The organism is Nonomuraea gerenzanensis, from assembly GCF_020215645.1.
GTDB lineage: Bacteria > Actinomycetota > Actinomycetes > Streptosporangiales > Streptosporangiaceae > Nonomuraea > Nonomuraea gerenzanensis.
Map to the genome: position 1 here is coordinate 693,596 of NZ_CP084058.1, position 12,998 is coordinate 706,593.

Annotated in this window: 15 protein-coding genes and 1 riboswitch; of the genes, 4 read left to right on the forward strand and 11 right to left on the reverse strand. The window is 72.5% G+C overall.

Annotation, left to right across the window (positions count from 1 at the left end; all coding sequences use genetic code 11):
* Nucleotides 1–172 precede the first annotated feature (172 nt).
* The 9 genes from LCN96_RS03550 to LCN96_RS03590 form a co-directional block, all read right to left on the reverse strand.
* Entirely contained in the window at nt 173–1,096 is a 924-nt protein-coding gene (locus LCN96_RS03550) for an endonuclease/exonuclease/phosphatase family protein (RefSeq protein ID WP_225271153.1), read from the reverse strand.
* Between the two features lie 50 nt (nt 1,097–1,146).
* Nucleotides 1,147–1,437 (reverse strand): hypothetical protein, encoded by a 291-nt coding sequence (locus tag LCN96_RS03555; protein WP_225271154.1) that lies wholly within the window; start codon nt 1,435–1,437, stop codon nt 1,147–1,149.
* Nucleotides 1,434–2,225 (reverse strand): alpha/beta fold hydrolase, encoded by a 792-nt coding sequence (locus LCN96_RS03560; protein ID WP_225271155.1) that lies wholly within the window; start codon nt 2,223–2,225, stop codon nt 1,434–1,436. Before LCN96_RS03560 ends, LCN96_RS03555 begins: the two co-directional genes overlap by 4 nt.
* On the reverse strand, nt 2,222–2,614 hold the full coding sequence (locus LCN96_RS03565) for a Cpe/LpqF family protein (RefSeq protein ID WP_225271156.1): 393 nt from the start codon (nt 2,612–2,614) through the stop codon (nt 2,222–2,224). The genes LCN96_RS03560 and LCN96_RS03565 overlap by 4 nt, the downstream gene beginning before the upstream one ends.
* A gap of 86 nt (nt 2,615–2,700) precedes the next feature.
* Entirely contained in the window at nt 2,701–3,660 is a 960-nt protein-coding gene (locus LCN96_RS03570) for a CehA/McbA family metallohydrolase (RefSeq protein ID WP_225271157.1), read from the reverse strand.
* Nucleotides 3,661–3,691: 31 nt separating this feature from the next.
* Nucleotides 3,692–4,408 (reverse strand): UMP kinase, encoded by a 717-nt coding sequence (gene pyrH, locus LCN96_RS03575; protein WP_225271158.1) that lies wholly within the window; start codon nt 4,406–4,408, stop codon nt 3,692–3,694.
* A 73-nt stretch (nt 4,409–4,481) separates the two neighbouring features.
* Nucleotides 4,482–4,943 (reverse strand): GNAT family N-acetyltransferase, encoded by a 462-nt coding sequence (locus LCN96_RS03580; protein WP_225271159.1) that lies wholly within the window; start codon nt 4,941–4,943, stop codon nt 4,482–4,484.
* An 8-nt stretch (nt 4,944–4,951) separates the two neighbouring features.
* Nucleotides 4,952–5,548: a LysE family translocator gene (locus tag LCN96_RS03585; protein WP_225271160.1), complete on the reverse strand. Its 597-nt coding sequence runs from the start codon at nt 5,546–5,548 to the stop codon at nt 4,952–4,954.
* 97 nt (nt 5,549–5,645) lie between these two features.
* Nucleotides 5,646–6,347: a hypothetical protein gene (locus tag LCN96_RS03590; RefSeq protein WP_225271161.1), complete on the reverse strand. Its 702-nt coding sequence runs from the start codon at nt 6,345–6,347 to the stop codon at nt 5,646–5,648.
* A 353-nt stretch (nt 6,348–6,700) separates the two neighbouring features.
* On the opposite strand from LCN96_RS03590, the gene LCN96_RS03595 reads away from it, so the two are divergent.
* The 4 genes from LCN96_RS03595 to LCN96_RS03610 all read left to right on the forward strand — a co-directional run bounded on the left by LCN96_RS03595 (nt 6,701) and on the right by LCN96_RS03610 (nt 11,434).
* Nucleotides 6,701–7,999: a sensor histidine kinase gene (locus LCN96_RS03595; protein ID WP_225271162.1), complete on the forward strand. Its 1,299-nt coding sequence runs from the start codon at nt 6,701–6,703 to the stop codon at nt 7,997–7,999.
* Complete coding sequence (locus LCN96_RS03600) at nt 7,996–8,646, forward strand: response regulator (RefSeq protein WP_225271163.1); 651 nt, start codon at nt 7,996–7,998, stop codon at nt 8,644–8,646. Before LCN96_RS03595 ends, LCN96_RS03600 begins: the two co-directional genes overlap by 4 nt.
* Nucleotides 8,647–8,965: 319 nt before the next feature.
* On the forward strand, nt 8,966–9,307 hold the full coding sequence (locus LCN96_RS03605) for a hypothetical protein (protein ID WP_225271164.1): 342 nt from the start codon (nt 8,966–8,968) through the stop codon (nt 9,305–9,307).
* A 3-nt stretch (nt 9,308–9,310) separates the two neighbouring features.
* Entirely contained in the window at nt 9,311–11,434 is a 2,124-nt protein-coding gene (locus tag LCN96_RS03610) for a carbon starvation CstA family protein (protein ID WP_225271165.1), read from the forward strand.
* Here the strand turns inward: LCN96_RS03610 and LCN96_RS03615 are convergent.
* Both LCN96_RS03615 and thiD read right to left on the reverse strand, forming a co-directional pair.
* Nucleotides 11,423–12,088: a TenA family protein gene (locus LCN96_RS03615; RefSeq protein WP_225271166.1), complete on the reverse strand. Its 666-nt coding sequence runs from the start codon at nt 12,086–12,088 to the stop codon at nt 11,423–11,425. The genes LCN96_RS03610 and LCN96_RS03615 overlap by 12 nt on opposite strands.
* A gap of 8 nt (nt 12,089–12,096) precedes the next feature.
* Nucleotides 12,097–12,900 (reverse strand): bifunctional hydroxymethylpyrimidine kinase/phosphomethylpyrimidine kinase, encoded by an 804-nt coding sequence (gene thiD / locus LCN96_RS03620; protein WP_225271167.1) that lies wholly within the window; start codon nt 12,898–12,900, stop codon nt 12,097–12,099.
* A riboswitch (TPP riboswitch) is annotated at nt 12,894–12,989 on the reverse strand. Its footprint overlaps the gene before it by 7 nt.
* Nucleotides 12,990–12,998 lie beyond the last annotated feature (9 nt).

Genomic DNA, 12,998 nt, shown 5'->3' on the forward strand with positions numbered 1-12,998 from the left:
TCGTGCCCCTGGGACGGAGCGGGCCGGTCGTTCTCGACATCCGGGCGACATCTCTTTCAAGATTTTTTATTCGAGGTTCCAGTGGAGTCGTCGGTCCGAGGTCGGGGAGGTGCATGCCGCGGCCGGCCAGGTGTCGATCCGGCGCCACGACACACGGACTGCGGGGCGGTGCTCATCGCAGGTCCAGTCTGGCCGCGGTGGGCAGGTGGTCGCTGCCGGTGGAGGGCAGGGTCCAGGTGCTGGTGGCGGGTGCGCCGCGGGTCATGATGTGGTCGATGCGGGCGAGCGGGAAGGCGGCCGGCCAGGTGAAGGCGAAGCCCCGCAGTGCCGGGGTCAGCCGGGAGGTGAGCGGGGCCAGGCCGCGGTCGTGGACGGTGCCGTTGAGGTCGCCCAGCAGGACGATCCGCGCCAGCTGCTCCCCGGCGACGGCGGTGCCCAGCGCGGTGGCGCTCTCGTCGCGCCAGGCGGTGCCGAAGCCGTCCTGGGGGCGGATGCGGACCGAGGGGAGGTGGGCGACATATGCCGCAATGTCGCCTGCGGGGGTTCGTACGGTGGCGCGGAGGCCGCGGTTCCACTCGGCGGTGATGGCCTTGGGTTTGATGTCGAGGGGGCGGGTGTCGGTGAGGGGGTAGCGGGACCAGAGCCCGACGGTGCCCGCGATGAAACGGTGGGGGTGCCGCGGGGTGAGGGCCGCTTCGTAGGCGGGCAGGGTCGCGGGGGTCAGCTCCTCCAGGGCGATGAGGTCGGCTCCTGCGCCGGCGAGGGTGTTCGCCGTGGTGGCGGGGGTCGCGTTGTCGTCGGCGACGTTGTGCTGGAGGACCGTGAGGACGGACGAGGGTTCGGGTGGGCCGGGAGGCGGGGAGCCGGGGAACACCGAGGTGCCGAACATGACGGCCCAGACGACCGCAGGCAGGGCCGTGGCCGCGACAGCGGCGCGCGAGCGGCGTAACGACGCCACGCCCAGCAGGGCCACGACCGGTACGCCGAGCCAGGGCAGGAACGTCTCCAGCAGGCTGCCGAGGTTGCCCACGGCGTTCGGGACGGCGGAGTGGAACGCCAGGAGCGCGGCGACCAGCACGGCCGGCGACCCGAGCACCCACGGCCTCCGGCCCCGCGCCTTCCCGTCTCCTCCGTCCGTCTCCGGGCTCAAGGGACCCAGCGGCGGGCCGGGACGGCAGTCTCCCGGCTCCCGCCGTCACCGTCGGGCTCGACGAAGGGCAGGTGGGAGGGCTCGTAGCCGCCGAACGTGGGCACCGGCTCGTGCCACTTGCCGATCTGCTCCAGCGCGTCACCGGTCGCCGTCGCGATCAGGCACGTGCGCGGCCTGGGCACCCCGGCCGGCTGCCCCGCCTGCCAGATCTGCACCTCCACATGGGTGAACCCCTCAGGCGGATGGAGCACTCCGGAGCAGGCCAGGAGCTGCGGCTCTCGGGTCATGGGCATGATCTTTCACCGGGGGGACGGCCGTCCGCAAGCTGCTCGACGAGGACGCGCAGCAGCGTCCGCGGCGCCTCGATGTGCGGGTCGTGCCCCGTGGGCAGGGACGTCTGCCGCACCAGCGGATGCCGCTCCGTGACCGCGTCGAGCTGCTGCCGGGTCCACGCGCAGTACGCCTGCCACGCCGGCACCAGCCGATCGGGGAAGACGGCGGCGAAGGCCATCGCGTCACCGCTGACCACCAGCAGCGGGCACCGCGCGGCGCGGTACACCGCGAACAGGTCCAGGGCGTCGATCTCCCTCATGACCTGGAGGAACGACTCCGGCAGCCCCTGACCCATCTCCTGAAGGAACGCGGTCATCTCCCGGCAGGCGGTCGCCGCCGGGACCCCGTCCAGGTCGGCGAACTGCTCGGGCCGGGTCGGGTTGCCGTGGCCGTCGAGGTTCACGGCGAGCGGGCACTCCGGGTGCTCGGCCGCCCACAGCGCGGCCACCATGCCGCCGAGGGAGTGACCGACGATCATCGGACGGCGCAGCGCGTACGCGTCGGCGACGGCGGCGACGTCCGCCAGCGCCGCCGGCCACGACCACGGCGCGGCCCCGGACTCACCGTGGCCGCGCAGGTCCATGGACACCGGCCGGAACCCGGCGGTCACGAGCAGCCCGGCGAGCGCCTCCCAGTCGGCGCGGGTGCGGCCGCCGCCGTGCAGGAGCAGGACGTCCTGGCCGGAGCCGCCATGGTCGTGGGCGGCGATCGGCACGCCGCCGCTCGTGACCGGCGTCGTCACCTGGGATCGAGGAGCAGGTAGTCGATCTTGCCGTCGTCCCCGACGGAGATCTTCGTGTCGTACTGCTGCCCGGCGGGGATGGACGTCACCCCGGCCAGCTCGTTCGGCTTCGTGCTGCTCAGCTCGTCCAGCTTGAGGCCGGCCAGGTCTTTGGCGAGCCCGTTGAACTTCTCGGCCGGGATCTCCTTGAGGAAGGCCTCGCTGAGGTGCTCGGACAGCTCGTTCGCGGGGATCGGCGTGCGGTTGACGGCGTCCAGATACCACTGCAGCTGCTTGCCGACCGCGCTGTCGGGGACGGCCACGCCCGCCCCGCCACCCGCGGCGGAGCAGCCCGTCACGAGGGCGACGAGCAGGGTGAACAGGCCGGCTAACACGGGGATCGAACGCACGGCGGAACTCCTGGTGATCGATTCAACGGGAAGGAAAGGCTAGCAACCCCGACCGTCAGAAACGCCTGGTGCCCGGGGGGCTCCGGTCAGAGCAGGATGACGGGGTTGGTGAGCGCGGCCATGCGGCCGTCCGCGTGGCGGATCTCGGCGCGGACGAACGCCGAGTCCGCCGCGCTCGTCCGCCACTCCACGACGCCCCGCCCGTCGCCGGGCAGCGGTTCGCGCAGCACCGTGCCGCGTTCGGTGTGGAAGGTGACGGCACCGGCGGGCACGCCCCGCACCTCCAGCCGGACGGTGGCGGGCTCGCCACCGGTCCGCAGGCGCTCCCCGACGTCGGCGCGGTCGTCGCCGGGGGTGGTGGCCGAGAAGGAGAGGTCGATCGCGGCCGATTCGGCGATCCAGCTCCGGCCGGCGCGGACGGCGGCGAGGAGGGCGGCGGCGCTGTGCTCCTCGGCCAGGACGACGGTGTGCGGCGTGCCCAGCTGACCCGCCAGGTGGGCGTCGCTGTTGCCCATCGCGGGCCGCCACGAGCCCCGGTGCAGGTCATGGGCCAGAGTGCGGCCCCACTCGGCCAGCGCGGCCTCGTTGTCCGCGTTCCACGGCAGATCGGAGGCCCACAGGCCGTTCCACACCTCGACGACGTCGAAGCCCTGGTACGGGTAGGCGAACACGCCCGACGGGTACGGCGCGTGCGGGTGGGCGGCCACGCACAGGCCGCCGGAGCGGCGGACCCGCTCCACGTGCCCGTCCACGGCGTCGTCGCGGACGCCGTACCGCCATTCCACCACCTCGCCGGGAGCCAGACCGAGCGCCAGCCAGTGACCGGTGCGGGTCGTCACCTCCTGGCCGGGGATCACGAGCAGGTCGAGCGCGGCCCACTCATCGTAGGCGGGAGGGGTGTTGTGCTCGGTGACGGCGATGAAGTCGAGCCCGGCGGCACGGGCTTCGGCCGCGAGCCGCTCCGGCGTCAGGTCCGCGCCCTGCGACAGGAGCGAGTGCACATGGCAGTCGCCCCGGTACCGGCCGCGCCGCACCCTATGAGCCATCCCGGCAGGCTACTAGGCAGGCGGCGCCGTGTCAGGTGGTGATGCGGGTGCCGATGTCCTCGCCCTCGCAGATCGCCCGCATCACGCCCCTGGCGGCGACGTCGAAGACGTGCATGCGCAGCCCCTGCTCGTTGGCCAGCACGAACGCGCTCTCGTCCATGACCCGCACCTTGGCCGCCAGCGCCTCCTGGTAGGTGAGGTTCGTGTAGCGCTTGGCGTCCGGGTTGAGGTTGGGGTCGCTGTCGTAGACGCCGTCCACGCCGCGCTTGGCCACCAGCAGCGCGTCCGCGTCGAGCTCCAGGGCCCGCTGCACGGCGGGGTAGTCGGTGGTCACGTACGGCTGGCCGATGCCGCCGGCGAGCAGCACGATGAGGTCGCGGCGCAGGTGCCGGTCGGCGCGCAGCCGGATGAACGGCTCGGCCACGCTCTGCATCGGCATGGCGGTCATCACCCGGACGTCGGTGTCGGAGCGGGCGGTCAGCACGCCGCGCAGCATCAACGCGTTCATGACCGTGCCCAGCATGCCGATGTTGTCGGCCTCGGCCCTGCCGATGCCCCAGCCGTCCGCCATGCGCCCGCGGAAGTAGTTGCCGCCGCCGATCACCACGGCGATCTGCACGCCCAGGTCGTGGACGGAGAGGATCTCGTCCGCGAGCTGGGCCAGGCTCGCCGGGTCGGTGCCCCAGCCGGTCTCTCCCGACAGGGCCTCGCCGCTGAGCTTGACCACGACACGTGAGTAACGACGCATGCCCGCAATTCCCTTCGAGGTCGCGCGCTCGGCGACCCGACCAAGAATACGCGCGAGCGGCCGGCGGAGGCCGTCACAGGGCCAGGACGCCCACCGTCTGGTCGCCGCTCACTTCGCCGGTGAGCTCGAACCCGAGCTTGCGGTAGAACCCCTCCGGCCCGTCGTCCGACGGATGCCAGGTGACGTACATCCGCGTCGCCCCGCGCCGCCGCAGCTCGTCCGCCACGGATTTGACGGCGAACCGCCCGACGCCGCGCCCCTGCGCGTCGGGCACCACGTTCAGACGCCACAGCCCGGAACGGAAGTCGACTCCCTTGCCGTTCCAGTCGATGTCGATGAACGCCATGAGGAACCCCACGGCGTCGTTCCCGTCGAAGATGAGGCGCGGCCAGGCCGTGCGCGGATGGACGTAGGCCTCGGCCAGCGACTTCACCACCGGCGAGACGAACGGCTCCTGGTCGGGGCGGACCCGCACGGCGAGGGCGGTGTCGAGGTTGGCCGGGGTGATGGGCGCCAGGCGCAGGCCGGTCGTCATGGGCGAGCTCACTTCTCCAGGGCCAGTTTCACGCCGAGCCCGACGAAGACGCCGCCCGTGGCGACGTCGATGCGGCGCCGGGCGGCCCGCCGGTGGCGCAGCCAACCGCCGATGCGGCCCGCGAGCACGCCGACCGCCCCGTCCACCAGGAACTCCAGCGCGATGAGGATCACCCCGAGGATCGCGAACTGCAGCCACACCTGACCCAGGCTCGGGTTGATGAACTGCGGCAGGAAGGCGATGGTGAAGGTGACCATCTTCGGGTTCAGCAGGTTCGTCATCAGCCCGCTCAGGTACGCCTTGCGCGCCGACATGCCGCCACCGCCCACGGCCACCTCCAAGGGGCTGTCGTCACGCTTGCGGATGGCCTGGACCCCCAGGTAGATCAGGTACGCGGCGCCGGCGATCCGTACGACGGTGAAGGCGACGGGCACCGCCTCGAACAGCGCCGCCAGACCTGCGGCTGCCACGGCGACGTGCACGGCCTCGCTGGTGGCCACGCCCGCGGTGGCGAGCAGCCCGGCCTTGGGCCCGCCGCGCATCCCGCATCCCAGCACGAACAGCATGTCAGGACCCGGGGTGATCATGGCGACGATGGTGGTCACAGTGAAGAGGGCAAGAAGATGGGGGTCGATAGGCATGGTCGAATTCTCCCATGATGTCCCCCCGAAGCGCCGGTACATCGCCGCCGTCGCCTCCCGCTCATCCGCCACGGACGACCTGCCCGAGCAGCTTGAAGAAGACGTCGCCACGGACGATCTCGAACGGGTCCCCCAGCAGCTCACCCAGCTCCGCGATGTCGCTCGGCGCCCAGTTCCAGGCGTTGACCGCACCGGCGACGAACAGCGGCCACCCGCCGTCCCACCCCTCGACGTGCCGCAGCAGGGTGTCGCGGTACTCCTGCGCCCGCCCCTGCGGCGAGAAGCTCCCGATCAGCGGCAGCCCCGCCGGGGCCGCCTGCAGATCGCCGGTCTCCCACGACTGGATGAGGCCGCGCAGTGGCGTGTTCTTCCTGTACGAGGCCGCGATCCGCGCGTCGAACGCCACCCAGCCGTCGCCCGCCGCGTTGCGCTGGTTGTAGGCGTAGACCAGATCCATCCCCGTGCGGCGCAGGAACCGCCCGGTCAGCGCGGTGTACGCGTCCAGCTCGCCCTCCGGCCGCGACGCCGGGTAGGTGTAGCCCGCCCCGGACGGTCCCGCGATCAGCAGGTCGTGCTCCGTGGCCGTGCGCTGGTAGTACGCCAGCAGCGCGGGCCCGATGTCGGCGAGCAGCGGGCTGACCGTCCAGTTGGTGGGCACCCGGCCGCGGGCGGGGTCGTCCCAGATCTGGCGCATCCTGCGCTGGCAGTACTGGATGTTGTCGCCCTCGCCGACCGTCAGCGTGAGGTAGACGCGGTCGCGCAAGGTGGCGCGGGACCGGGCGGACGCGGTCGGAGACCCTGGCCCGGACGCCCGCGTGCACGGTGGCGTTCATGTAGTAGTCGGCGGGCACCACCTCGACCGCGTGTTGCGAGGCCCGGTCCACCCCGCCCCACTCGCCGGCCACGTCGTTGGAGAACCAGCCGGCGTACGGCGTACTGCTCCTCGTCGGGGGGAGACCAGGAATGACAGCGTTGTCATCTCTCTGGTGCGAACGTAACAACGTGACGGAATGTTGTCCACGGTGTAAGACCAGGGGCCCGCTCGGCCGGGCGGCCGGTCCCGAACCATACTTTCGGCCGGTACTGCGCCCATGCCCCGGCTTCTAGCGTGGGCGCATGCGGGAGCGGTGGGAGGCCGCCGGGCTCGGCGCCGCGTGCGCGGTGGTGCTCGCCGAATGGAGCCACCGGGTCGTGGACAGCTGGGGTGGCGGCTACTGGGTGTTCGGGTGCGTGGCGGGCGCGATGGTGTGCCTGCTCGCTCTCGTACGCCGCCGCGCCCGGCTCTGGACGGCCGTCGCAGGCTTGGCCGTGGCGGTGGTGGCCATCGTGGTCGCCCGGTTCGCGGGTCTGCCCGCCGAGCCGGGGCCGGGGGCGGCACTGGGCCTGTCCGTGCTGGTCGGCTCCGCGCTCAGGCGGCTGCCGGTGCCGCAGGCCGCGGGGGTCGGCGCCGGTGGGCTCGCGGTCGCCTTCGGCAGCCTGCTGTCCGGGTCGCCGCACAGCGCCGTCCTGACGCTGAACCTGGGGGCCTGGTTCGCCGCTCTCGCCGGTGGGCTGGGGCCGCGGCTGCTGGCCGCCCGCCGGGCCGCCGCCGCCGAGCGCGTACGCCGGGCCGAACGGCTGGAGCTGGCCAGGGAGCTGCACGACGTCGTCGCCCACCACGTCACCTGCGTCGTGCTCCAGGCCCAGGCCGCGCAGCTCGTCGCCCGCAAGGATCCCGACCGGGTGGCAGGCTCGCTCGCCGACATCGAGGCCGCCGGGTCCGACGCGCTGGCCGCCACCCGGCGCGTGGTCGGGCTGCTGCGCGAGCGTGGCGGGCCGGCGGCGTTCGGGCCCGCCGAGCGGCTCGGCGCGCTGGTCGACCAGTTCAGCGGGCTGCCCGTCTCCTTGCGGCTGCCCGATGGGGAGCCTGCCTGGCCGTCCGAGGTGGCGGGGACCGTCTACCGGGTGGTGCAGGAGTCGCTGACCAACGTCTCGCGGCACGCGCCGGGCGCCGGGGTGGTCACCGTCAGCGTCACTCAGGGGGAGGGGGAGCTGGTGGTGGAGGTCACGGACGACGCTCCGCCGCCGCACGGCGAGGCGGGCCGGGCCGGGCTCTGGGGCCGGCTGGGCGGGGGCTACGGGCTGGTCGGGATGCGCGAGCGCGTCGAGGCGCTCGGCGGCACGCTGACGGCGGGGCCGCGCGCCGGACGCGGCTGGGTCGTGCGCGCCACACTGCCCCTGCCGGAACGCGCCACCGCGCCCGGCAGGCTGTCCGGCAGCACGGGCACCGATCGTGAGACGCCGTCCGGCAGCACGGGCATCGCTCGTCAGACGCCGTCCGGCGGCACGGGTGCGGCTTGTGAGACGCCGTCCGGCGGCACGGGTGCGGCTCGCGGGATGGCGCGCGGCCGCGCGGGCGGCGGGGAGCGGCGGTGAGCATCACGGTGCTGCTGGCCGACGACCAGCCCATGATCCGCAGTTGCCTGCGCCTGATCCTGGAGGACCAGCCCGACCTCCAGGTGATCGCCGAGGCGGCCGACGGCGCGGAGGCGGTCGCACTGGCGCGCAGGCTGCGCCCCGACGTGTGCCTCGTGGACGTGCAGATGCCCCGCCTCGACGGCATCGAGGTCACCGCCGCCCTCGCGGGCCCCGGCACGCGCGACCCGCTGCGGGTGATCGTGGTCACCACGTTCGACCTCGACGAGTACGTCTACGGCGCGCTGAGAGGCGGCGCGGCCGGCTTCGTCCTGAAGGACGCGGGCCCCGAGCTGCTCGTCGAGGCGGTCAGGGCCGCGCACGCCGGCGACGCGCTGATCTCACCGTCGATCACGCTCCGCCTGCTGCGCCACCTCACCGCCACCACCGCACGCCCCGCGCCGAGCCCCGCCCAGGCGTTGTCGGAGCGCGAGACCGAGGTCGTCCGCGCCATCGCCAGGGGCCGCACGAACCAGGAGATCGCCACCGAGCTGCGCATCTCGCTGAGCACGGTGAAGGGTCACGTGTCGTCCGTCATGACCAAGCTCGGGATGCGCAACCGGGTCGAGGTCGTCGCCTGGGCCTGGGAAAGCCGCCTCGTCCGCTAGTCCGCCGCTAGTCCACTGCTAGTCCACGGCGAACGCGCGCAGCTCCCTGCGCGAGGCCAGCCCCGCCGCCGGCAGCGCGACCTCGCGCTCGCGCGCCGACAGCGTCCTTCACGCGAGGGCCGCACGGCACCAGCACCATGCTCCACCTCACCATCTCCACGGGCGTCGTCGGCGGCGGCTCCGTCATCGGCGGGAGGCAGTGACCTTCTGACGAGGGAGCGCCCCTCGGGAAATCGGAGGGCGCTCCCGCCGTTTCAGCGGCGATCACGGTGGGTACGCCCGAGTTGATTCTGAGCTGCCTGATCATCAGGAGCCCCAGATGTCCCGTATCACGCTCACTCCCGCGGCTCGTGCGGCCCTCCGCGACGAAGAAGTGGTCTTCTTCGACTGGCACGTCACCGGCCTCTGCTGCGCGGACGCGGGGGAGTTCTCGGTCAGGGCGCTGACCCGCGCCAGACTGCCGCGCCGGTCCCGCCCGCTGGGCCCGACCGAGCTGGTCTACGCCCATCCGACCGCCTGGCTGCACCTCGCCGACCTCCCCGTCACGATCGACTGCCGCCCGCTGTGGCGCTGGCGGCGCTTCGTCTCCGATCTGCCGCCGGACGCCGGTCTGCGCTGCTGCCTGGGGCGCCCCATATATGGCCCGCTGCACGGGAGGTAACCGGTGAAGCTGCGTTCCATCATCATCTGGACGGCGGTGGCCGTCGTCGGCGCCGTCGGGTGGGCGGTCCTGGCCCTGTCCAGGGGCGAGAACGTCAACGCGGTGTGGCTGCTGTGCGCCGCGCTCGGCTCCTACGCCATCGCCTACCGGTTCTATGCCCGCTTCATCGTGCGCAAGGTGCTGCGTGCCGACGACCGCAGGGCCACCCCCGCGGAGCGGCTCGACAACGGCATCGACTACCAGCCGACCGACCGCCGGATCCTGTTCGGCCACCACTTCGCCGCCATCGCCGGGGCCGGGCCGCTGGTCGGGCCGGTGCTGGCGGCCCAGATGGGCTACCTGCCCGGCACCATCTGGATCATCGCCGGCGTCATCTTCGCCGGCGCGGTGCAGGACATGGTGATCCTGTTCTTCTCCATGCGCCGCAACGGCCGCAGCCTCGGGCAGATGGCCCGCGAGGAGATCGGGCCGGTGGGCGGGGCCGCGGCGCTCATCGCGGTCTTCGCCATCATGATCATCCTGCTGGCGGTGCTGGCGCTGGTCGTGGTCAACGCGCTGGCCCAGTCGCCGTGGGGCGTCTTCTCCATCGCGATGACGATCCCGATCGCCCTGTTCATGGGGTTCTACCTGCGGGTGCTGCGGCCCGGCCGGGTCGTCGAGGTCACGGTCATCGGCGTCGCGCTGCTGATCCTGTCGATCGTGGCGGGCGGCTGGGTGCAGGAGTCGAGCTGGGCGCCGTTCTTCACGCTGAGCCCGTCGGCGCTGGCGCTGTGGCTGATCGCGTACGGGTTCGTCGCGGCCGTGCTGCCCGTGTGGATGCTGCTGGCGCCGCGCGACTACCTGTCGACCTTCATGAAGATCGGCACCATCGTGCTGATCGCCATCGGCATCGCGATCACCGCGCCGCCGCTGCAGACCACCGCGTTCACCGACTTCGCCTTCACCGGCAAGGGGCCGGTGTTCGCCGGGTCGCTGTTCCCGTTCGTGTTCATCATCATCGCCTGCGGCGCGCTGTCGGGCTTCCACTCGCTGATCTCGTCGGGCACCACGCCCAAGATGATCCAGAAGGAGACCCAGGTCCGCATGATCGGCTACGGCTCCATGCTCATGGAGTCGTTCGTGGCGGTCATGGCGATCACCGCGGCCTGCGTGCTGACCCCGGGGCTCTACTTCGCGATGAACTCCCCGGCGGGCGTGCTCGGCCCGACTGTGCAGACCGCCGCCGAGGCGGTCACGAACATGGGCTTCGTCATCACGCCGCAGGATCTGCAGGCCGCCGCGGCGGCCGTGCAGGAGGAGACGTTGATCGCCAGGACGGGCGGCGCGCCCACGCTGGCCGTGGGCATCTCGCAGATCTTCTCCGGCTTCCTCGGCGGCGCGGCGCTGCAGGCGTTCTGGTACCACTTCGCGATCATGTTCGAGGCGCTGTTCATCCTCACCACCGTGGACGCCGGCACGCGGGTCGGCCGGTTCATGCTCCAGGACACCCTGGGCAACCTGTGGAAGCCGATCGCGCGGGTGAGCTGGTGGCCAGGGCTGGTGGTGACCAGCGCCGTGGTCGTGGCCGCCTGGGGTTACTTCCTCTACCAGGGCGTCAACGACCCCCTCGGCGGCATCAACCAGCTCTTCCCGCTGTTCGGCATCGCCAACCAGCTCCTGGCCGCCGTGGCGCTCACCGTGGCCACGACCTTGCTGATCAAGAGCGGGCGGCTCAAATGGGCCTGGGTGACGGGTGTGCCGCTGGCCTGGGACGCGGCGGTCACGCTGACCGCCAGCTACCAGAAGGTCTTCTCGCCCGACCCCACGCTCGGCTTCTTCGCCCAGCGCGACCGCTACCAGGCGGCGCTCGACCAGGGCCAGCTCCTCGCGCCGGCCAAGACGACCGACGCGATGCGGCAGATCGTGGTGAACTCCACCGTTGACGGCATCCTGGCGGCGTTGTTCGCGGTCCTGATCATCGTGGTCATCCTCGACGCCGCCCGCGTGTGGATCAAGGCCATCCGGGCGCGGGAGCCGCTGCCCAGCACGGAGGCGCCGTTCGAGGAGTCCAAGCTCTACGCCCCCGCCGGGCTCATCGCCACCCGCGAGGAGAAGGAGATGATGGCCAAGGCGTCCTCAGGGGGCTAGCCACCGCTCCGTCGGCCAGCTCTCACGCCGCCACGCGCTGTCCCAGAACATCCACTCGTACGCCGCCGCCCGGCCGTACGCCTGCGCCATCTCCTCGCGGGTGTCCGGCCCCGCGGCGGCGGCGAGCCGGTCGGCGATGGCCTTGGCCTGCTCGACGGAGGCCGCGAAGCCGGGGTCGGCGTAGGTGGAGATCCACTTGCCGTACGGGTGCCCGCCGGGGTCGCCGGCCCGGGCCAGCAGGGCCGTGCCGACGTCCTGGTAGATCCAGAAGCACGGCAGCACCGCCGCCGCGATCACCGGGTAGGGCGCGGTCAGCGCGGTGGCCTGGAGGTAGGACGCGTACGCCAGGCAGGTCGGCGAGGTCGGGCCCTTGGCGTCGAGCTCCTCGATGTACCCGGCGTGCAGCATGCGCTCGGCCGCCAGCGCCGTGTGCGCGCTCTGCGCCCAGAACGCCGCCTCGTCCGCGCTGTCGGCCCGGACGGAGGCCGTGGCCAGCACCTTGGAGAAGGCCTCCAGGTAGCGGGCGTCCTGCACCATGTAGAACCCGAACCGCTCGCGGTCGAGCGTGCCGTCGCCGAGCGCGGTGATGAAGGGGTGCTCGTGGATGGCGCGCATCAGCTCGGCCGTGCGCCCCCAGACGTCGTCGCAGAACATGCGGCCCCCTACCAGATGGCGTGGAAGTGGTGGACGGGACCGTGGCCGGAGCCGACGTGCAGGCTGTCGGCCGCGCGCAGCGCCTCGGTGAGGTACGTCTTCGCCGCCCGCACCGCGCCCGCCCAGTCGTCGTGGCGAGGGCGCAGCGCCGCGATGGCCGACGACAGCGTGCAGCCGGTGCCGTGCGTGTTCTTCGTGTGCACGCGGGGCGCGGCCAGCTCGATCGTGCCCTCCGGGGTGGCCAGCACGTCCACGCACGTCTCGCCGTCGAGGTGGCCGCCCTTGAGCAGCACCTGCCGCGCGCCCAGTGCCCGCAGCCGCTGCGCCTGCCCGTGCATCTCGGCCAGGCTCCCCGCGGGCTCCTCGCCCAGCAGGTCGGCCGCCTCCGGCAGGTTGGGGGTGATCAGGTCGACGCGGGGCAGCAGCGTCTCGCGCAGCGCCGCCACGGCGTCGGCGGGCAGCAGCCGGTCGCCGCTCTTGGCCACCATGACCGGGTCGAGCACGACGTAGGCGGGCCGGTAGGTGTCGAGCGCCGCCGCCACCGCCTTGATCAGCGCCGCGTTGCCCAGCATGCCGATCTTCACGGCGTCGGCGGGCACGTCGGTCAGCAGCGTGTCGAGCTGCTGGGCGACGAACGCGGCCGGCACCTCGTGGATGCCGGTGACGCCCGTGGTGGTCTGCGCGACCAGCGCGGTGACGACGGTCATGCCGTACGCGCCGAGCGCGGAGAAGGTCTTCAGATCCGCCTGGATCCCGGCGCCGCCACTGGGATCGGTGCCCGCGATGGACAGGACCTTGGGTACAGCACTCACGGCCGTGACGTCCCTTCGCTAGTCCGAACTAGATCAGGTTCGACGGGTGTGATCTCAGCCCGGCCTTCCGGGCACCCCGCGTCGACGGCCACTGTAAC